15 protein-coding genes are annotated in these 19942 nt (G+C 70.6%); 7 read left to right on the plus strand and 8 right to left on the minus strand.

Annotated features, from left to right (window positions below):
- Positions 1-9: 9 nt before the first annotated feature.
- The 5 genes from AC5Y5E_RS06850 to AC5Y5E_RS06870 all read right to left on the minus strand — a co-directional run bounded on the left by AC5Y5E_RS06850 (position 10) and on the right by AC5Y5E_RS06870 (position 5692).
- Positions 10-819: a shikimate dehydrogenase gene (locus tag AC5Y5E_RS06850; RefSeq protein WP_499902230.1), complete on the minus strand. Its 810-nt coding sequence runs from the start codon at positions 817-819 to the stop codon at positions 10-12.
- Positions 794-2041: an endolytic transglycosylase MltG gene (locus AC5Y5E_RS06855; RefSeq protein WP_499902231.1), complete on the minus strand. Its 1248-nt coding sequence runs from the start codon at positions 2039-2041 to the stop codon at positions 794-796. The genes AC5Y5E_RS06850 and AC5Y5E_RS06855 overlap by 26 nt, the downstream gene beginning before the upstream one ends.
- Positions 2034-2537 (minus strand): Holliday junction resolvase RuvX, encoded by a 504-nt coding sequence (ruvX, locus tag AC5Y5E_RS06860; protein WP_499902232.1) that lies wholly within the window; start codon positions 2535-2537, stop codon positions 2034-2036. The genes AC5Y5E_RS06855 and ruvX overlap by 8 nt, the downstream gene beginning before the upstream one ends.
- Positions 2538-5240 carry an alanine--tRNA ligase gene (gene alaS / locus AC5Y5E_RS06865; RefSeq protein WP_499902233.1) on the minus strand — a complete coding sequence of 901 codons (2703 nt, stop codon included), beginning with the start codon at positions 5238-5240 and terminating at the stop codon, positions 2538-2540. It lies immediately after the preceding gene.
- 62 nt (positions 5241-5302) lie between these two features.
- Positions 5303-5692: a secondary thiamine-phosphate synthase enzyme YjbQ gene (locus AC5Y5E_RS06870; RefSeq protein ID WP_499902623.1), complete on the minus strand. Its 390-nt coding sequence runs from the start codon at positions 5690-5692 to the stop codon at positions 5303-5305.
- Between the two features lie 169 nt (positions 5693-5861).
- Here AC5Y5E_RS06870 and AC5Y5E_RS06875 point away from each other — a divergent pair, with 169 nt between their 5' ends.
- Positions 5862-6482: a hypothetical protein gene (locus AC5Y5E_RS06875; RefSeq protein ID WP_499902234.1), complete on the plus strand. Its 621-nt coding sequence runs from the start codon at positions 5862-5864 to the stop codon at positions 6480-6482.
- Between the two features lie 114 nt (positions 6483-6596).
- Complete coding sequence (locus AC5Y5E_RS06880; RefSeq protein ID WP_499902235.1) at positions 6597-7220, plus strand: hypothetical protein; 624 nt, start codon at positions 6597-6599, stop codon at positions 7218-7220.
- Here the strand turns inward: AC5Y5E_RS06880 and AC5Y5E_RS06885 are convergent.
- Together AC5Y5E_RS06885 and AC5Y5E_RS06890 are read right to left on the minus strand one after the other, a co-directional pair.
- The gene (locus AC5Y5E_RS06885; protein WP_499902236.1) at positions 7217-7552 is read right to left on the minus strand and encodes a hypothetical protein; all 336 of its coding nucleotides are present in this window, start codon (positions 7550-7552) and stop codon (positions 7217-7219) included. The genes AC5Y5E_RS06880 and AC5Y5E_RS06885 overlap by 4 nt on opposite strands.
- The gene (locus AC5Y5E_RS06890; protein ID WP_499902237.1) at positions 7549-8898 is read right to left on the minus strand and encodes a replication-associated recombination protein A; all 1350 of its coding nucleotides are present in this window, start codon (positions 8896-8898) and stop codon (positions 7549-7551) included. The genes AC5Y5E_RS06885 and AC5Y5E_RS06890 overlap by 4 nt, the downstream gene beginning before the upstream one ends.
- 136 nt (positions 8899-9034) lie before the next feature.
- Here AC5Y5E_RS06890 and AC5Y5E_RS06895 point away from each other — a divergent pair, with 136 nt between their 5' ends.
- From AC5Y5E_RS06895 to AC5Y5E_RS06905, 3 genes are all read left to right on the plus strand, one after another.
- Positions 9035-10027: a hypothetical protein gene (locus AC5Y5E_RS06895; RefSeq protein ID WP_499902238.1), complete on the plus strand. Its 993-nt coding sequence runs from the start codon at positions 9035-9037 to the stop codon at positions 10025-10027.
- A 72-nt stretch (positions 10028-10099) separates the two neighbouring features.
- A complete protein-coding gene (locus AC5Y5E_RS06900; RefSeq protein ID WP_499902239.1) occupies positions 10100-13429 on the plus strand; it encodes a transglutaminase family protein in 3330 nt (1109 codons plus the stop codon).
- On the plus strand, positions 13430-16060 hold the full coding sequence (locus tag AC5Y5E_RS06905; RefSeq protein ID WP_499902240.1) for a circularly permuted type 2 ATP-grasp protein: 2631 nt from the start codon (positions 13430-13432) through the stop codon (positions 16058-16060).
- Between the two features lie 246 nt (positions 16061-16306).
- Here AC5Y5E_RS06905 and AC5Y5E_RS06910 read toward each other — a convergent pair whose 3' ends face one another.
- The gene (locus tag AC5Y5E_RS06910) at positions 16307-17533 is read right to left on the minus strand and encodes a PE family protein (protein WP_499902241.1); all 1227 of its coding nucleotides are present in this window, start codon (positions 17531-17533) and stop codon (positions 16307-16309) included.
- A gap of 282 nt (positions 17534-17815) precedes the next feature.
- On the opposite strand from AC5Y5E_RS06910, the gene AC5Y5E_RS06915 reads away from it, so the two are divergent.
- The gene (locus AC5Y5E_RS06915; RefSeq protein WP_499902242.1) at positions 17816-18400 is read left to right on the plus strand and encodes a TetR/AcrR family transcriptional regulator; all 585 of its coding nucleotides are present in this window, start codon (positions 17816-17818) and stop codon (positions 18398-18400) included.
- The gene (locus AC5Y5E_RS06920) at positions 18400-19632 is read left to right on the plus strand and encodes a glycosyltransferase (protein ID WP_499902243.1); all 1233 of its coding nucleotides are present in this window, start codon (positions 18400-18402) and stop codon (positions 19630-19632) included. The genes AC5Y5E_RS06915 and AC5Y5E_RS06920 overlap by 1 nt, the downstream gene beginning before the upstream one ends.
- Positions 19633-19942 lie beyond the last annotated feature (310 nt).

Consider the following 19942-nt stretch of genomic DNA (forward strand, 5'->3'; position numbering starts at 1 on the left):
TTCGGCACGCTAGCGCAGCGCCGCCTCCATCGCCGCTCGCGGCGCGGGCAGCCCGGTGAACTGTTCCACCTGGGAAAACGCCTGGTGCAGCAGCATCTGCAGACCGTCGATCACCCGGCCGCCCGCCGCGGCCACCGCGGCGGCCAGCGGCGTCGGCCACGGGTCATAGACGGCGTCCAGCAGGACCGGGATCGCGGCGAACGCGCCCGCGTACCGCGCGGCCACCTCCGCGGGGATGGTGCTGACCAGCACCTCCGCGCCCGCCACCTCGTCGGGCAACTGGGCGCTGTCCAGGCCGCAGAACCGCGTCTCGACGCCGACGCGGACGCCGAGATCCACCAGCCGGGCGGCCTTGTCCGGATCCCGCGCCACCACCGTGACCCCGGCGACGCCGAGCTCGGCCAGGCCGACGACGGCCGCCGGCGCGGTGCCCCCCGATCCACAGACCAGCGCCCATCCAGAGGCCGATCCGACGGCGCCGGAGACCCCGTCGACGTCGGTGTTGTCGGCCCGCCACCCCGCCGGCGTGCGCACCAGCGTGTTGGCCGCGCCGACCAGGGCCGCGCGCTCGGTGCGCTCGTCAGCGAAGCGCAGCGCGGCGAATTTGCCCGGCATGGTCACCGACACCCCGACCCATTCCGGCCCGAAACCGCCGACCACGCCGGGCAGCTCCTCGGCGCCGCAGTCGATGCGCTCGTAGGTCCAGTCGTCCAGCCCCAGCGCCCGATACGCGGCCAGGTGCAGGTCGGGGGACTTCGAATGGGCGATCGGGCGTCCGAGCACCCCCGCCTTTCTAGCGGGGCGTGCTGTCGAGGACACCGTTGTGCTTAGCCAGCTCGATATTGGCCAGATGCTGCTGATAATCCTTCGTGAACAGCGTCGTGCCCTGGGCATCGATCGTGACGAAGTACAGCCAGTCCCCCGGCTCCGGATGCTCGGCGGCGCGCAGCGCGTCCACCCCGGGCGAACAGATCGCCGTGGCCGGCAGCCCCTGGGACACGTAGGTGTTCCAGGGCGTCTTCTGGGCGCGGTCGGCGTCGGTGGTGGCGACCTCGCGGCGGTCCAGCGGATAGTTCACGGTCGAGTCGAATTCCAGCGTGTGGTGGGCGTGCAGGCGGTTGTAGATCACCTGCGCCACCTTCGGGAAGTCCTGGGTGTTGGATTCCTGCTGCACCAGCGACGCGACCACCAGGATGTCGTAGGGCGACAGCCCCCTCGCCTGCGCGGAATCCTGCAGGCCCGACTTCGTGTACTCCACGGCGCCCGCGCTGATCAGGCTCGTCAGGATGCTCTCCGCCGACGACGCGGGGTCGACGTTGAAGGTCCCCGGCGCGATCAGGCCCTCGATCCGGCGATGGTCCTTGCCCAGCTCGGTGACCGGCTCGACGGCCCACGGCGGCACCGCCAGCGTCGTGGGCGCGCTGTTGGACGCCGCGGCGCGCAGGTCGTCCACCGAGACGCAGCGCTTGTCGCCGTCGAGGTCCACGCAGGTTGCGCGGGAGATCAACGAAAAGATGCCGGGATTCACCTTGTTGGTCTTCATGTCGGTGGTGTCGTCGAGCTGACGGCCCTCCGGGATAACCAGTCGCCCCACCCGGTTGTTCGGGTCGGCCAACCGCGCGACGGCGTTGGCCGCCGGGATCTCCGTGCGCATCCGGTAGTAGCCGGGCTGGATCGAGTTGATCGCGGCGTTGCCGTGCGCGGCGTTGACGAACGCCCGCACTGTGGCGACCACTCCCTGGCTGTGCAGCGTCTCGCCGACCATGGTCGTCGAGTCACCGTCCTGCACGTGAATCACGATGTCGCGCTTGCCGTCTCCGCTGAAGTCGTCACCGGAGCCGACCACCGTGTTCCACAGCCGGGTGCCGACGAAGACCACCACGACCGCGACCACGACCAGCGTCGCGAGGGCGATCCGGCCAACGAAGCGCTTGCGCCGCTTGCGCTGTGCTGCCCGGTTGCGGGCAACCCGGCTCATTCGGCGCCGTGGCGCCCCAACCGCTTCCGGCTCGGCGCGCTGGCCGCGGGCGCTGTCAACCATCGCCGACCCCTCCGCTGGCCGCGCGGCGCTGGTCGAGCCAGCTCTGCAGGATCGCCACCGCCGCGGCCTGGTCGATCACCGCGCGCTGCTGCCGGGCCCGGACCCCCGCGGCGCGCAGGGACCGCTGGGCGCTGACGGTGGTCAGGCGCTCGTCGGCCAGCCGCACCGGTGTGGGGTCGATCCGCCGGGCCAGCGTCTCGGCCAGCTCGATCGCGTCCACCGCCGACGGCCCGGTGCGGTCGGCCAGCGTGCGCGGCAGCCCGACGATCACCTCGACGGCCTCCAGCTCGGCGGCCAGCTCGGCCAGCCGGCGCACGTGCTTGCCGGAACGGTCGCGGCGCACCGTCTCCACCGGGGTGGCCAGGATGCCGTCCGGGTCGCTGGCAGCCACGCCGATCCGCACGCTGCCCACGTCGATGCCGAGCCTGCGACCTCGCCCTGGGTCCTGATCGGGGTCGCCGGGCCGGTCGGGGAGGCGGTGCTGTGTCAAGACCACTCAACCGACCCGCGCGATCGCTGCGATCTGGGCGCGAACCGCCTCAAGCGCCGCGTCGATGCCGGTCGGGTCCTTTCCGGAGCCCTGCGCCAGGTCGGCCTTGCCGCCGCCGCGGCCGTCCACGGCCCCGGCCAGCGGCTTGATCAGCTCGTTGGCGCGGATGCCGAGGTCCTGGGCCGCGGCGTTGGCGGCGATCGCATACGGCACGCTGTTGCCCTCACCCTCAGAGATGAGCGCCACGACCGCCGGATCGCTGCCCAGCTTGCCCCGGATGTCGCCGACCAGGGAGCGCAGGTCGGCCGCCGTCATCCCGCTCGACATCCGCTGCGCCACCACACGCACGTTACCGATGCGCTCGGCGCCGGCCGCGGCGTTGGTCGCGGCGGCCCGCGCGCCCGCGAGCCGGGCGCGCTCCAATTCCTTCTCGGCGGCCTTGAGGCGCTCCACCAGGTTGGCGACCCGGGCCGGCACCTCCTCGGACGGCACCTTCAGCGACGACGCCAGCCCGGCCATCAGCGCGCGCTCCTTGGACAGGTGGCGGAAGGACTCCAGCCCGACGTAGGCCTCCACGCGGCGGACCCCGGACCCGATCGACGACTCGCCCAGGAGGGTCACCGGACCGATCTGCGCCGAGTTGTGCACGTGCGTCCCGCCGCACAGCTCGAGGGAGAACGGCCCGCCGATCTCCACCACCCGCACCTCGTCGGGGTAGGCCTCGCCGAAGAGCGCCATCGCCCCCATCGCCTTGGCCTTCTCCAGCTTCTCGGTGAAGGTGTGCACCTCGAAGTCGGCCTGCACGGCCTGGTTGGTGACCTCTTCGATCTGGGTGCGCTGGTCCTCGCTCAGCGGCCCCTGCCAGTTGAAGTCGAAACGCAGGTAGCCCGGCCGGTTCAGCGATCCCGCCTGAACGGCGTTGGGCCCCAGCACCTGTCGCAGCGCGGCGTGCACCATGTGGGTGCCCGAGTGTCCCTGGGTGGCGCCGCGGCGCCAATCCGGATCCACGGCGGCGACGACGGTGTCACCCTCCACGAACTCCCCGGACTCGACGTTGACCCGGTGCACCCAAAGGGTTTTGGCGATCTTCTGCACGTCGGTGACGGCCGCGCGGGCGCTCCCGCCCGCGCCGGTTCCGCTGATGCTGCCCTCGTCGGCGATCTGCCCGCCCGACTCCGCGTACAGCGGGGTGCGGTCCAGCACCAGCTCGACGCGCTCGGCCCCGTCGGCTCCGTGCGCGACGACCGGCACCCGCTTGCCGTCCACGAAGATGCCCAAAATCCTTGCCTCGGAGGTCAACTCGTCGAAGCCGGTGAACTCGGTGGGCCCGGCGTCGACGAGCTCGCGGTAGGCGCTCAGGTCGGCGTGCGCGTGCTTGCGGGCGGCGGCGTCGGCCTTGGCACGCTGGCGCTGCTGGAGCATCAGCTCGTGAAAGCCCGCCTGGTCGACCTTCAAACCGGCCTCGGACGCCATCTCGAGGGTGAGTTCGATCGGGAAGCCGTAGGTGTCGTGCAGGGTGAACGCATCGGAGCCCGAGACCTGTTTGGCGCCCGATGATTTCGTCGCGCTGACCACCTCGTCGAACAACCTCGAACCCGACGACAGCGTCCGGTTGAAGGCCGTCTCCTCGGCCACGGCAATGCGCCGGATCCGGTCGAAGTCGGTGACGAGTTCGGGATACGACGGGCCCATCGAGTCGCGCACGGTGGCCATCAGGTCGCCGACGATCGGGTCCTCGATGCCCAGCAGCTTGGCCGACCGGATCACCCGGCGCAGCAGCCGGCGCAGCACGTAGCCGCGCCCGTCGTTGCCGGGGCTGACGCCGTCGCCGATCAGGATCGCCGCGGTGCGGCTGTGGTCGGCGATGACGCGATAGCGCACGTCGTCGTCGTGGTTGCCCACGTCGTAGCCCCGCGGCGCGCGCGCCGCCACCACGTCGATGATCGGCCGCAGCAGGTCGGTTTCGTAGACGTTGTGCACACCCTGCAGGACCAGCGCGATCCGCTCGACGCCCATGCCGGTGTCGATGTTCTTGCGCGGCAACGGCCCGAGGATGGCGTAGTCCTCCTTGGTGCTGCCCTCGCCGCGCTCGTTCTGCATGAAGACCAGGTTCCAGACCTCGAGGTACCGGTCCTCGTTGGCGACGGGACCGCCCTCGGGGCCGAACTCGGGCCCGCGGTCGTAGTAGATCTCCGACGACGGCCCGCACGGCCCGGGAATGCCCATCGACCAGTAGTTGTCGGCCATGCCCCGGCGCTGGATCCGTTCGGCCGGCAGGCCGGCGATCTCCTGCCAGAGCTCGACGGCCTCGTCGTCGTCGTGAAACACCGTGGCCCAGAGCCTTTCGGGGTCCAGGCCGTAGCCGCCGTCGGCGACCGGATTGGTCAGCAGTGACCAGGCCAGCTCGATCGCCCCGCGCTTGAAGTAGTCGCCGAAGGAGAAGTTGCCGGCCATCTGGAAGAAGGTGTTGTGCCGGGTGGTGATGCCCACCTCGTCGATATCGGGCGTGCGGATGCACTTTTGGATGCTGGTGGCCGTCGCGTACGGCGGCGTGCGCGCGCCCAGGAAGAACGGCACGAACTGGACCATCCCGGCGTTGACGAACAGCAGGTTGGGGTCGTCGAGGATCACCGATGCGCTCGGCACCTCGGTGTGGCCCGCCTTCACGAAGTGATCGAGGAATCGCTTCCTGATCTCGTGTGTCTGCACTTTTGGTCCGCTTCTTCCTTGTTGCGTTGCTTTGCTTCGATCGGGGTTCCCAGCCTAGACAGCTAGCCCTCCAGGAAGCTCAACCGCACCGACCGCCGTGGATTGTCCTGGTTGAGGTCGACCAGCACGATGCTTTGCCAGGTGCCCAGCTGCGGGTCGCCGCTGGCGACCGGCACCGTCACCGACGGCGCGACGATCGCCGGCAGCACGTGGTCGGCGCCGTGCCCGGGCGACCCGTGCGCGTGCCGGTACCGCTCGTCGCGCGGCAACAGCCGCTCCAGCGTGTCGACCAGGTCGTCGTCGGAGCCGGCGCCGGTCTCGATGATCGCGACCCCGGCCGTCGCGTGCGGGACGAACACGTTGCACAGGCCGTCGCCGTAGCTGAAGCAGAACCGCCGCACCGCATCGGTCAGATCGACGATGCGGCGCTGGGCGGTGTCTACCTGCAGCACATCGGTATGCACCCGGTCCAGCCTACGGCGAGGCCAGCATGACCGGCCAATCGTTTGTGAGGGCGGCCACACCCCCGGGGGGCATTGCCACCGTTAACTGCCAGGAGGAAGGTAACTCCTGGACCGGTGGCGCCACCGGGGCGCTGCCCCGACAAAGAGGGGGTGGATCGTGTACGCACGCTCTACCACTATTCAGGCGCAAACCTCTTCCATCGACGGGGGTATCGCGCACGTTCGCGATGAGGTGATGCCCGCGCTGCAGGCCATGGCGGGCTGTGTCGGGGTGTCCCTTTTGGTCGACCGGCAGTCGGGCCGGTGCATTGCTACGAGCGCGTGGGAGACCGAGGACGCGATGCGCGCCAGCGCGGATCGGGTAACGCCGATCCGCGATCGGGCCGGGGAAATGTTCGGCGGCACGGCATCTGTCGACGAGTGGGAGATCGCGACGCTGCACCGCGACCACCACGCGCCCGACGGTGCGGGCGTCCGAGCGACCTGGGTCAAGGTGCCGCAGGACCAGATGGACAGCGGCATCGAGTACTTCAAGTCGTCCGTTCTGCCCCAGCTCGAGGACCTCGACGGGTTCTGCAGCGCCAGCCTGCTGGTCGACCGCGCATCCGGGCGGGGGGTGTCGTCCGTGACGTTCGACAGCCTCGACGCGATGGATCGCAACAGGGACCAGGCGACCGCCCTCAAGATCGCGTCGATCCGGGAGGCCGGCGTCGAGGAACTCGACGAGCGCGAGTTCGAGCTGGCGCTGGCGCACCTGCGCGTTCCTGAGATGGCCTGACCTGGGTCAGGTGGCTCCGCCGGGCCCATTGCCACGCCCAGTTCGCAGGAGGAAGGTAGTCGGTGGGACCGGTGGCGCCACCGGGGCGCTGCCCCGACATAGGAGGGGTCGGTCGTGTACGCACGCTCTACCACCATCCAGGCGCAACCCTTGTCGGTCGACATCGGCATTGCGCACGTGCGCGATGTCGTCATGCCCGCCCTACAGGAAATGGACGGGTATGTCGGGATGTCGCTGCTGGTTGACCGGCAGGACGGCACCTGCATCGCAACCAGCTCCTGGAACAGCCTGGAGAAGATGCGCGCCAGCGCCGAGCGGGTGGCGCCCATCCGCGACCGCGCCGCCATGATGTTCTCCGGCCAGGCGCGGGTCGAAGAATGGGACATCTCGCTGATGCGTCGCGATCATCGGTCGCATCAGGGGGCATGCGTGCGGGCCACCTGGCTCAAAGTGGTGCCGGACCAGATCGAGCGGTCCCTCAACTTCTACCGGATGTATGTGCTGCCGGAGTTGGAGACGCTCGACGGCTTCTGCAGCGCCAGCCTGATGGTCGACCACCCGGCGTGCCGGCGCGCGGTGGCGTGCTCGAGCTTCGACAGCATGGAAGCGATGGCACGAAACCGGGACCGGGCCAGTGAGCTGCGCAGCAGGCGCGCGCGGGACCTGGGAGCCGAGGTGCTCGACGTCGCCGAATTCGAGCTGGCGATCGCCCATTTGCGGGTGCCCGAGCTGGTCTAGGGCAAAGCGTCCCCGGGGAATCCGCGGCACTCGTGCACCTGATAGGTGAACACCCCCGCCGCCACCCCGGGGTCGTCAGCCATGATCGTGGTGGTCTCGTCGACCGTGGCCGCGAACACCCCGATGCCGCACACGTCGGAGGAGTCGGTGACCGGCAGCACCACCGCCAGCACGCCGTCGTCGCGCAGGCCGAAGTTGCGCCGGCCGTGCTCCCAGATGATCCCGGGCGACGACTCGTCCCCGAACCTCGGGCCGCGCTTGAGGATGACGACGCTGTAGGCCTTGGCAGTGGGCAGCAGCCGGCCCATCTCCTCGTCGGTGAAGGTCTTCATGCCCGTCCCCTCTTGCGGATGATCGCGCGCAGCCGGTCCAGTCGGCCGGCCATCTCGCGCTCGCCGCCGCGGCCGGTGGGCCGATAGTAGTCCACGCCCACCAGCTCGTCGGGCGGATATTGTTGGGCGACAACGCCATCCGGGGCGTCGTGCGAGTACTTGTAGCCCTGCGCGTTGCCCAGCGCCGCGGCGCCGGAGTAGTGCCCGTCGCGCAGGTGCGGCGGCACCAGGCCGGCCCTGCCGCCCCTGATGTCGTCCATGGCCGCCGCCAGCGCGGTGGTGACCGCGTTGGATTTCGGCGCGGTGGCCAGGTGGATGGTGGCGTGCGCCAGCGTCAGCTGGGCCTCGGGCATGCCGATGAGCGCCACGGTCTGGGCGGCGGCGACCGCGGTCTGCAGCGCGGTCGGATCGGCCATCCCGATGTCCTCGCTGGCCAGGATCATCAGCCGGCGCGCGACGAACCGCGGGTCCTCCCCCGCGACCAGCATGCGGGCCAGGTAGTGCAGCGCGGCGTCGACGTCGGAGCCGCGCACCGACTTGATGAAGGCGCTGACGACGTCGTAGTGCTGGTCGCCGTCGCGGTCGTACCGCACGGCGGCCTTGTCCAGCGACTGCTCGATGGTCTCGACGGTGACGAGCTCGTTCGCCTCGGCCGCGACCTCCAGCGCGGTCAGGGCGCGGCGGGCGTCGCCGGCGGCCAGCTGCACCAGGAGGTCGACGGCCCCGGGCTCCACGTCGACCCGGCCGCCCAGGCCGCGGGGGTCGTCGATCGCGCGGCGGACCAGGGCGCGGATGTCGTCGGAGGTCAGCGGCCGCAGCTGCAGGATCAGCGAGCGCGACAGCAGCGGCGCCACCACGGAGAACGACGGGTTCTCCGTGGTCGCCGCCACCAACAGCACCACCCGGTTCTCCACGGCGGACAGCAGCGCGTCCTGCTGGGTCTTGGAGAACCGGTGCACCTCGTCGATGAACAGGACGGTCTGCTCGCCGGAAAGCAGCGCGTGCCTCGCCTTGTCGATCACCGCGCGGACGTCCTTGACGCCGGCCGACAGCGCCGACAGCGCCTCGAACCGGCGGCCGGTCGATCCCGAGATCAGCGCGGCCAGCGTGGTCTTGCCGCTGCCCGGGGGCCCGTACAGGATCACCGACGCGACGCCGGAACCCTCCACCAGGCGGCGCAGCGGCGATCCGGGCGCCAGCAGGTGGCCCTGGCCGACGACTTCGTCCAGCGACGCCGGCCGCATCCGCACGGCCAGCGGCGCACCCGCCGACACGCCGAAGCCCTGGTCGGTTGTCTGCGGTGCGCCGGGAAGGTCGAAGAGACCGTCGGACACGGTTTTAGGCATACCACGTCGGGACGACGGCATGCGCCGGCGGAAAAGGCCGAAAACAATCCAAGCGTCCTGGCGACTTATTTGCTAAGTTCCGGTTTGCCAGATTCCGTGCGCGTGGCCACAGGTTGAATCAACAGCTAGGACGGACATGAGCCAGCCCCCCGAGTACCCCGGCACCCCCCAGAACCCTCCCGGCTACCCGCCACCGCCCGGTTACGGCGCACCTCCGCCACCACCGCCCGCGGGCCCGCCGCCCGGTTACGGCGCACCGCCGCCCGGCCCGCCGCCCGGTTACGGCGCTCCCCCGCCACCCCCTCCCGGCTACGGCGCGCCGCCGCCCGGCTATGCGCCGCAGCCCGGCTACGGCGGCGCCCCCGGCGGTCAGCCGGCCTTCAGCATCGGCGAGGCGTTCAGCTGGGCCTGGGGCAAGTTCACCCAAAACGTCGCGCCCCTGGTCGTCTCCGCTCTGATCTACGCGGTCCTGATCGGCATCGCCTACAGCGCGATCCTGTTCGGCGGCGGCATGGGCTCGACCACGACGACCACCAACATCGACGGCTACACGACCGCCACGACGAGCATCGGCGCCGGCGGGATGATCGTGATGATCGTCGGCTACGTATTGATCTATGCGGTAGGCATTTTCGCCCAGTCCGCGTTCCTGTCCGGGTGCCTGGACATCGCTGACGGCCGGTCGGTGAGCATCGGTTCGTTCTTCAAGCCGCGCAACCTCGGCAATGTGATCCTCGCCGCAATCATCATCGGGATCCTGACGTCGATCGGCTCGGTGTTGTGCTTCATCCCCGGCCTGATCGTGGGCATCTTCGCGCAGTTCGCCATCCCGTTCATCATCGACCGGTCGCAGGGCGCCATCGACGGGCTGAAGTCCAGCTTCACCACCGTCCAGGCGAACTTCGTCAACGCCCTGCTGGCGTGGCTGGTGCAGGCGGCGGCCGTCGTCGTCGGCTTCATCGCTTGTGGCCTGGGCATCCTCGTCGGCGGGCCCGTCGCCGCGCTGATCGGGATCTACGCCTACCGCAAGCTGTCCGGCGGCCAGGTCGTTCCGCTGGAGCAGCCGGGGGGTGGTTACCAGGCCGGGCCGCCCCCGGGCACGCCGCCGCCGGGGCCCCAGTACGGGTAGGCCGGGGGGCCAAGGCGGTTCGCCGATTGCGGCCGCGCTGCGACCTTGTGGCGCTTGTGATGCAATCAGCGGGTGAGCATCAAAGTTGCGCTGGAGCACCGCACCAGCTACACCTTTGACCGACTGGTCCGGGTCTTCCCGCACGTGGTCCGGCTGCGCCCCGCCCCCCATTCCCGCACGGCCATCGAGGCCTACTCGCTGCGCGTCGAGCCGGGCGACCACTTCATCAACTGGCAGCAGGACGCGGTCGGCAATTTCCTTGCCCGGCTGGTGTTTCCGAATCCCATGAGCCGGCTGACCATCACCGTCGGGCTCATCGCCGACCTCAAGGTGATCAACCCGTTCGACTTCTTCATCGAGGACTGGGCCGAGACATGGCCCTCGGGCGGGTGGACCTACCCCAAGGAGCTGGCCGACGACCTCAAGCCGTACCTGCGGCCGGTCGACGAGGACGGTGAGGGGTCGGGCCCCGGCGAGCTGGCGCAGGCCTGGGTGGGCAACTTCCGGGTGCCCGACGGCACCCGCACCATCGACTTTCTGGTCGCGCTCAACCACGCCATCAACGCCGACGTCGCCTACAGCCTGCGGATGGAACCCGGCGTGCAGACACCGGATTTCACGCTGCGCAACGGCGTGGGCTCGTGCCGCGACTCGGCGTGGCTGTTGGTGTCGATCCTGCGCCAGCTCGGGCTGGCCGCCCGGTTCGTGTCGGGCTACCTGGTGCAGCTGGCCTCCGACGTCGAGGCGCTCGACGGGCCGTCCGGCCCCGCCGCCGACTTCACCGACCTGCACGCGTGGACCGAGGTGTACATCCCCGGCGCGGGCTGGATCGGGCTGGACCCGACGTCGGGGCTGTTCGCCGGCGAGGGCCACATTCCGCTGGCGGCCACGCCGCACCCGGCGAGCGCGGCGCCCATCAGCGGCGGCACCGAGCCCTGCGAATCGATCCTGGAGTTCTCCAACACCGTCACCCGCGTCCATGAAGATCCGCGCGTCACGCTGCCCTACACCGACCAGGCCTGGCGGACCATCTGCGACGTGGGGCGGCGCCTCGACGAGCGGCTGGCCGCCGCCGACGTCCGGCTGACGGTCGGCGGTGAGCCGACGTTCGTCTCGGTGGACAACCAGGTCGACGAGGAGTGGACGACGGCCGCCGACGGCCCGCACAAGCGGCAGCGGGCCTCCGACCTGGCCGCCCGGCTGAAGTCGGTGTGGGGGCCGCAGGGGCTGATCCAGCGCGGGCAGGGCCGGTGGTATCCGGGAGAACCGTTGCCGCGCTGGCAGATTGCGCTCCACTGGCGCACCGACGGGCGACCGCTGTGGACCGACGACACGCTGCTGGCCGATCCGTGGGGCGCCGCGCCGGGCCGGGTCGACAAGGACGCGGCCTACGAGGTGCTCGCCGCGATCGCCGACGGGTTCGGCCTGCCGGCCTCGCAGCTGCGGCCGGCGTACGAGGACCCGCTGGCCCGGCTGGCCGCCAAGGTGCGCAAGCCGCACGGCGAGCCGGTCGAGGTGGGCGACGACCTCGACCCGGACACCGACACCGCCGAGAACCGCGCCGCGCTGCTGGCGCGCCTCGACGAATCCACCACGGCCCCGGCCGCTTTCGTGCTGCCGCTGCACCGGCGTGAAGACGAGCTCGGCTGGGCCAGCGCGAACTGGCGGCTGCGGCGCGGGCGGATCGTGCTGCTCGAGGGCGACTCGCCGGCGGGCCTGCGGCTGCCGTTGGACTCGATCAACTGGCGCCCGCCCCGCGCCACGTTCGACGCCGATCCCTTGACCGCGGGAGGCGAACTCGCGGCGGACGCCGCGAGTGACGCCGTCGTCACCGACCCCGGCGGCGCGCCGCCGACCGCGATGGTCGCCGAGGTGCGCCGCGGGCAGCTGTACATCTTCGTGCCGCCCACCGAGGCGCTCGAGCACTTCGTCGACCTCGTCGCCCGGGTCGAGGCCGCGGCGGCCAAGGCCGACTGCCCGGTGGTGATCGAGGGCTACGGCCCGCCGCCGGACCCGCGGCTCACGTCGGTGACCATCACCCCCGACCCCGGGGTCATCGAGGTCAACGTGCCGCCCACCGCCAGCTTCGCCGAGCAGACGCGGCTGCTGGAGACGCTGTACGAACAGGCCCGGCTGGCCCGGCTGTCCACGGAGTCCTTCGACGTCGACGGCACGCACGGCGGCACCGGCGGCGGCAACCACATCACGCTGGGCGGCGTCACGCCCGCGGACTCCCCGCTGTTGCGCCGCCCCGACCTGCTGGTCTCGCTGCTGACCTACTGGCAGCGGCACCCGTCGCTGTCCTACCTGTTCGCCGGGCGGTTCGTCGGCACCACCTCGCAGGCGCCGCGCGTCGACGAGGGCCGCTCCGAGGCGCTGTACGAGCTCGAGATCGCGTTCGCCGAGATCGCGCGCCTGTCCGGACCTTTCGGGGGCGGTGCCCCAAAGCCCTGGGTGACCGACCGCGCGCTGCGCCACCTGCTCACCGACATCACCGGCAACACCCATCGCGCCGAGTTCTGCATCGACAAGCTCTACAGCCCCGACAGCCCCCGCGGCCGGCTCGGCCTGCTGGAGCTGCGCGGCTTCGAGATGCCGCCGCACCTGCGGATGGCGATGGTGCAGTCGCTGCTGGTGCGTTCGCTGGTGGCGTGGTTCTGGGACGAACCGCTGCGCGCCCCGCTGATTCGGCACGGCGCCAACCTGCACGGGCGATACCTGTTGCCGCACTTCCTGATTCACGACATCGCCGACGTCGCCGCCGACCTGCGCGCGCACGGCGTGCCCTTCGAGACCAGCTGGCTGGACCCGTTCACCGAGTTCCGCTTCCCGCGCGTCGGCACCGCCGTCTTCGACGGCGTGGAGATCGAGCTGCGCGGGGCGATCGAACCGTGGAACACCCTCGGCGAGGAGGCCACCGCGACGGGCACGGCCCGCTACGTCGACTCGTCGGTCGAGCGCATCCAGGTCCGCATCATCGGCGCCGACCGCCACCGCTACGTGGTGACGGCCAACGGCTACCCGGTGCCGCTGCTGGCCACCGACAACCCCGACATCCACGTGGGCGGCGTGCGGTTCAAGGCCTGGCAGCCGCCCAGCGCGCTGCACCCGACCATCAGCACCGACGTGCCGCTGCAGTTCGAGCTGGTCGACCTCACCACCGGGACGTCGCGCGGCGGCTGCACCTACCACGTCGCGCATCCCGGCGGCCGCTCCTACGACGAGCCTCCGATCAACGCCGTCGAGGCCGAGTCGCGCCGCGCCCGCCGCTTCGAGGCGACGGGCTTCACCCCGGGCAAACTCGACCTGTCCGCGATCAAGGAGCGGCAGGCCCGGATTTTCACCGACATCGGCGCGCCGGGCATTCTCGACCTGCGGCGCGTGCGTACCGTTCAGCAGTAAATGTCGTCCCTCGAAGTCCCCTCCGCCCACTACGACGCCGACCGGCTGCTGGCCGGGTACCGGACCGCGCGGGCCCAGGAAGCGCTGTTCGACCTGCGGCACGGACCCCGGGTCGGCTACGACGAGTTCGTCGACCGCGACGGCAACGTGCGCCCGGCGTGGTCCGAGCTCGCCGACGCGGTCGCGGAGCGCGGCCGGGCCGGGCTGAACCGGCTGCGCTCGGTGGTGGACGGCCTGATCGACAACGACGGCATCACCTACACCGAGGTCGATCCCGACCACGGCGGCGTGGAGCCCCGGCCGTGGAACCTGGACACGCTGCCGATCGTGCTGTCCGCGGCCGACTGGGACGTGCTGGAGGCCGGGCTGGTGCAGCGCTCCCGGCTGCTCGACGCCGTGCTCGCGGACCTGTACGGGCCCCGCGCCCTGCTCACCGAGGGCATCCTGCCGCCGCAACTTGTGTTCGGTCACCCCGGTTACGTGCGGCCCGCCAACGGCATCGAGGTGCCCGGGCACCACCAGCTGTTCATGCACGCCTGCGATGTCAGCCGGGTGCCGGATGGCAGCTTCGCGGTCAACGCCGACTGGACGCAGGCGCCGTCCGGCGCGGGCTACGCGCTGGCGGACAGACGCGTTGTGGCGCACTCGATTCCGGACCTCTACGAACGGATCGCGCCGCGGCCGACGACCCCGTTCGCGCAGGCGCTTCGGCTCGCGCTCATCGACGCCGCCCCCGACGTCGCCCAGGACCCGGTGGTCGTGGTGCTGTCCCCCGGCATCTACTCCGAGACCGCGTTCGACCAGGCGTACCTGGCCACCCTGCTGGGCTTCCCGCTGGTGGAGTCCGCGGACCTGGTGGTGCGCGACGGCAAGCTGTGGATGCGCTCGCTGGGCACGCTCAAGCGCGTCGACGTGGTGCTGCGGCGGGTCGACGCGGAGTACACCGACCCGCTGGACCTGCGCGCCGATTCCCGCCTCGGCGTCGTCGGGCTGGTGGAGGCGCAGCACCGCGGGACGGTGACCGTGGTCAACACGCTGGGCAGCGGCATCCTGGAAAGCCCTGGGCTGCTTCGGTTTCTGCCGCAGCTGGCCGAGCGGCTGCTCGACGAGGCCCCGCTGCTGGCGACCGCGCCGGTCTACTGGGGCGGTGTCGCCGGCGAGCGCTCGCACCTGCTGGCCAACCTGTCGTCGCTGCTGATCAAGTCCACCGTCGGCGGGAAAACCTATGTCGGGCCGACGCTTTCGTCGGCGCAGCTGGCCGAGCTGGCCGCGCGCATCGAGCACATGCCGTGGCACTGGGTCGGCCAGGAGCTGCCGCAATTCTCCTCGGCGCCCACCGACCACACCGGCGTTTTGACGTCGGCCGGCGTGGGCATGCGGCTGTTCACGGTCGCCCAGCGCGGCGGCTATGCGCCGATGATCGGCGGCGCCGGCTACGTGCTGGCCCCCGGCCCGTCGGCGTACACGCTGAAAACCGTTGCCGCAAAAGATGTCTGGGTGCGCCCGACGGAGCGGGCGCGGGCCGAGACCGTGACCCTGCCGTCGGCGCCGGCGCCGGCGAAGACCGCGGCGGGCACCTGGGGGGTCAGCTCGCCGCGCGTGCTGTCCGACCTGTTCTGGATGGGCCGCTACGGCGAGCGGGCCGAGGAGACGGCCCGGCTGCTCATCGTGGCCCGCGACCGCTTCCACGTCTACCGGCACCAGCAGCACACCGAGGAAAGCGAGTGTGTGCCGGTCCTGATGGCCGCGCTGGGCCGGATCACCGGCAGCGACACCAGCGCGGGCTACGGCGACACCGACGACCACGCGGAGATGATCGCCGTCGCCCCCTCGATGCTGTGGTCGCTGACCCTGGACCCGAATCAGCCCGGGTCGCTGGTGGGTTCGGTGGACGGGCTGGGGCTGGCCGCCAGGTCGGTGCGCGACCAGTTGTCCAACGACACGTGGACGGTGCTGTCCGGGGTGGAGCGCGCGCTGGCGGCGCGAACCGAACCGCCGGACTCACTCGCCGAGGCCGACGCGCTGCTCGCGTCGGCCCAGACCCACACGCTGGCCGGGATGCTGACGCTGGCCGGGGTGGCCGGCGAGTCGATGGTGCGCGACGTGGGCTGGACGATGATGGACATCGGCAAGCGCATCGAACGCGGCCTGTGGCTGACCGCCCTGCTGCGGGCCACGCTGACCACCGTCCGCGGCGCGGCCGCCGAGCAGACCATCATCGAGGCGACGCTGATGGCGTGCGAGTCGTCGGTCATCTACCGGCGGCGCACCGTGGGCAAGGTCAGCGTCGCCGCGGTGGCCGAGTTGATGCTGTTCGACGCCAGCAACCCGCGGTCGCTGCTGTACCAGCTGGAGCGGTTGCGGATCAACCTCAAGGACCTGCCGAGCTCGTCGGGGTCGTCGCGCCCCGAGCGGTTGGTGGAGGAGATCAACACGCTGCTGCGCCGCTCGCACCCCGAGGAGCTGGAGGAGATCGCCGACGGCCGTCGCGCGCAGCTGGCCGAACTGCTCGACGCGATCCACGCCGAGCTGCGCAACCTGGCCGAGGTGATCACCGAGACGCAGTTGCGGTTGCCGGGCGGGTTCCAGCCGCTGTGGGGCCCCGACGAACGCCGGGTGATGCCGGCCTAGGCCCGGCCCCGGTTTCTCCCCGCTGATCCGTAGCAAGGTGTCTCGCCGCCTAGCGGCCTGCTGGTCAAGCTGGCGGAGTTGGGGTTGGCCGATGTCGCAGGGCTGCGGGCGACGATGAGCCAACTACCGGCGAATCAGGGCACGCGCCGAAGCACACCCACCGCCGACCGGCCGGCTCGGGCCGCACCCATCAAGCTGACGACGCCATCGGGGCGTTCGGGCACTTCAAGGCGGTCGGCTCTTCGGTCAGCTGGCGCCGGTCGTGCCATGCGCGCCGAACAAGAGTCCGCCCGTGCCGCCGGCACCACCCTTACCGTGGCTTTCGCCGACCGCGCCGTCGCCGCCGTTGCCCCCGCTGCCGACCAGCTGGGCGTTTCCGCCGTTGCCGCCGGCGCCTCCGCCGAGGCCGCCGCCGCCGGCCCCGCCGCCGCCCCCGTTACCGAACAGGGCCGCGGCGCCGCCATCGCCACCGCGACCGCCGTTGATGCTGTCGCCGCCATGACCACCGGCCCCGCCATCGCCGATCAGCGCGCCGGCGGCACCGCCGGCGCCACCGGCGCCGCCGTGGGGGCCGCCATCAGTGCCGCCGTCGCCGCCGTCCCCGCCGGCACCGCCGCTGCCCACCAATCCGCCATGTCCTCCGCTGCCGCCGGCGCCGCCGTCGCGCATCGATCCGCCATGTCCTCCGCTGCCGCCGGCGCCGCCGTCCCCGTAGAGCAGCCCGCCGTTTCCGCCGGCACCGCCGGCGCCGCCGGCGCCGAAACCACTAGCGCCGCCGGCACCGCCAATTCCGCCGTGACCAAAGAGGCCCGCCGAGCCGCCGGCACCGCCAATCGGGCCGGTAAGCTCTGCGGAACCGGCGGCACCGCCGTTGCCGCCGGCGCCGAAGATAAGGCCGCCCGCCCCGCCCGCCCCGCCGTTCCCAAACTCAGCCCCCCTGCCCCCCATGCCGCCATTTCCGAACAGCCCGGCGGCCCCGCCCGCGCCGCCAGCCACACCGGCGGCGGTGCTGTTGCCGCCGTTACCGCCGTTGCCCCAAAGGATTCCGCCGGCCTGGCCGGGCGTTCCCACCCCTTGGGCGTTCGTCGTGCCGTTGGCACCGTCGCCGATCAGGGGGCGACCCAGCAGCGTCTCGGTGGGCGCATTGATCACCCCGAGCAGGTCTTGCTCGAGGGTCTGCAGCGGATCTGCGTTCGCGGCCTCGGCGAGCCCGTATTGAGTGGACGCGGCATTGAGCAGCGTGACGAACCGCTGATGGAAGGGCTCCGCCTGGGCGCTGAGCGCTTGGTACGCCTGCCCGTACTGGCCGAATAGTGCCGACACCGCGGCCGAAACCTCGTCGGCGCCGGCGGCCAGGATGCCCGTCGTGGAGGAGGCGGCGGCCGCGTGCGCCGATTTGATAGCCGAGCCGAGGTTGTCCAAGTCCGTGGCCGCCGACGTCAACAGGTCCGGTGTTGCTACCACAAAAGACATGAGCACTCCTTCGCCTGTTCCAGTGCGTGGTACGAGATTGAGACGCGTGACGAACGACCCCGCCCGGGCCACGACATCTCATTAGGCCTGGTCTGTGGCCGCTCCCCAGAGGAATCGCAACTTCATTTTACTGTGACTAACGCCAATATAGATATTGGTGTGAGTGATGTCAACATGAATATGGCGGCGTCTGCGACTTGGGGTCGCGGCACACAGGTTCGCGGCATCGATCACGATCGCCACACCGACTGTTTTGGTGGTAACGTCGGTGACATGAAATTGATGCGGTCGTACGATATGACCAATCGGTCGGCGGCCGCGGCGCAGACCGCGGAGCGCATCGCGTCCTCGGCGATGACGTTGTTGGAGTCCACGCCGGCGGCCACGGTGACGTTGGCCGATATCGCGGCCGGCGCAGAGGTCACCGTGCAGACGGTGTTGCGCCACTTCGGTGATCGCGACTCGGTGTTCGCCGCGGCGATCGAACGCTTCGCGCGCGAGGTGTTCACCCAACGTGGACAGGCGGTATCCGGCGATCCGGCGGACGCGATCACGAACTTGGTGGACCACTACGAAGCACATGGGGCTTTGGTGCTCAAGCTGATCGCCGAACAGTCCGCCTCCCCGGCGATCGCCGCCATGGCGACCGGCGGGGCGCGCTATCACCGCGACTGGTGTGCCCGCGTGTTCGCCGACTCGCTAGTGGGCCTGACCCGCGCTGAGCGTGCCCGGCGGCTGGCCCAGTTCGTCGCGCTCTGCGACGTGCGCACCTGGCACTTGCTGCGCAACGATGGCCACCTGACACGCGCTCAAACCCTGACCGCGTTGCTGGAGTTGGTAACCCCCCTGGTCGAGGGGACCCGGTGATGGGCGTCGTGTTGGCCTATACCTCGCCGTCGCTGGGTCATCTCTATCCCATGGTGCCGCTTCTGGCAGAACTTCGATCCCGTGGTCACCGGATCGTGGTGAAGACGCTCGGCGCTGGTGTCAGCGTCGCACAGCAGCTCGGATTCGCGGCAGAGGCCATCGACCCGCAGATCGAATCGGTCGCGATGAGCGACTGGAGGGCGCCGAACTCGTTGGCGGCACTCAAAGTCGTGATGTCCGTCTTCGGTGCGCGCGCCGCCGTGGAAGTCGCCGACGTGCGCGTCGCGTTGGCGGCGCACCGGCCAGACGCGATGATCATCGACGCCAACTGTTGGGGCGCAGCATCTGTGGCCGAAGCCGAAGGGATGGGTTGGGCGACGTTGTGGCCCTATCCGCCATTCATCCGATCGCGAGGGGCGCCGCCCTACGGCCCGGGCCTGCGACCCTGGCCCGGGCTGCGCGGGCGCCTGCGCGACGCCGCCGTTCGACCCTTCGTCACCGGCGCGCTCGAACGCGCCATGGTCTCGGCGCTCGCCGAAGTGCGCCAAAGTGCGGGCGCCGACACCATCAACAGCGCGGATGACTTCGCACTACGGCCCCCACTGGTCTTGGTAGCCACCGCCGAACCCTTCGAGTACCACCACCCCGACTGGCCCTCCCATGTGCACCTCATCGGTCCCTGCGACTTCGACCCGTCACCGGCGGACGTTCCCGGTTGGCTAACAAGCATCGAGCGCTCCATCGTGCTCGTGACCTCGTCGACCGAGTTCCAAGACGATGCCGCGCTGCCATCGGCGGCATTGAAAGCATTGCACGGCAGTCAATTCCACGTCGTGGCAACCATTCCCGCAGGCCTGCCGCCCGAGATTGCGACACCTCTCAATGCGACGGTGACCAGGTCGGCACCGCACGGGATGATCTTGGACCGGGCGGTGTGTGCCATCACCCACGGCGGCATGGGTTCAACACAGAAGGCCCTGGCGCGGGGAGTACCGGTCTGCGTCGTCCCGCACGGCCGAGACCAATTCGAAGTAGCACGCCGCGTCGAGGTCGCCCAGTGCGGCACCCGGCTACCCGCTCGCCGACTATCCGTCAAGCGACTACGTCACGCCATCGACGCCGCGCTCTCCATGACCGCCGGCGCCGAACGCGTCGCTCGCGGATTCACCGCTTCCGGCGGTGCCACTCACGCCGCCGACCTCGTCACCCGCGCACTCCTCAGCCCAAACTAATTCGCACGAAGTCGACAGCGGCAGCGGCGAATCAGATTCCGCGAGTTCGCTGTCGGCACCACACCTAGGCGTGGGCTTTCTTCGCGGCGCGGCGTCCAGCTGACTTGGCGAGTTTCGCTAGAAACGTAGCGGTCGCTCTTTGGAGTGCCCGACAATCCGCGTCGCTCCAACGTCGCCGGCGCTGCGGCTCCGCGCTCCATGCTGGGGTGGCGCCCCAATCACGCGTGTTGTTGGTCTGCCACTTGTCCAAATCCGTAGATCAATGCGTTGAGCCCATCGATCCAGAGCTCTCGGGCCGTGTCCTCTTCGG

This window comes from Mycobacterium sp. NGS54 (assembly GCF_059812465.1).

Excerpts from the sequence above, each read along its gene's own strand:
- AC5Y5E_RS06915 (WP_499902242.1), top strand. The coding sequence starts at position 17,816 with ATGCGGTCGTACGATATGACCAATCGGTCGGCGGCCGCGGCGCAGACC.
- AC5Y5E_RS06890 (WP_499902237.1), bottom strand. The coding sequence starts at position 8,898 with ATGCCTAAAACCGTGTCCGACGGTCTCTTCGACCTTCCCGGCGCACCG.
- AC5Y5E_RS06895 (WP_499902238.1), top strand. The coding sequence starts at position 9,035 with ATGAGCCAGCCCCCCGAGTACCCCGGCACCCCCCAGAACCCTCCCGGC.
- AC5Y5E_RS06885 (WP_499902236.1), bottom strand. The coding sequence starts at position 7,552 with ATGAAGACCTTCACCGACGAGGAGATGGGCCGGCTGCTGCCCACTGCC.
- AC5Y5E_RS06910 (WP_499902241.1), bottom strand. The coding sequence starts at position 17,533 with ATGTCTTTTGTGGTAGCAACACCGGACCTGTTGACGTCGGCGGCCACG.
- AC5Y5E_RS06905 (WP_499902240.1), top strand. The coding sequence starts at position 13,430 with ATGTCGTCCCTCGAAGTCCCCTCCGCCCACTACGACGCCGACCGGCTG.
- AC5Y5E_RS06855 (WP_499902231.1), bottom strand. The coding sequence starts at position 2,041 with ATGGTTGACAGCGCCCGCGGCCAGCGCGCCGAGCCGGAAGCGGTTGGG.
- AC5Y5E_RS06920 (WP_499902243.1), top strand. The coding sequence starts at position 18,400 with ATGGGCGTCGTGTTGGCCTATACCTCGCCGTCGCTGGGTCATCTCTAT.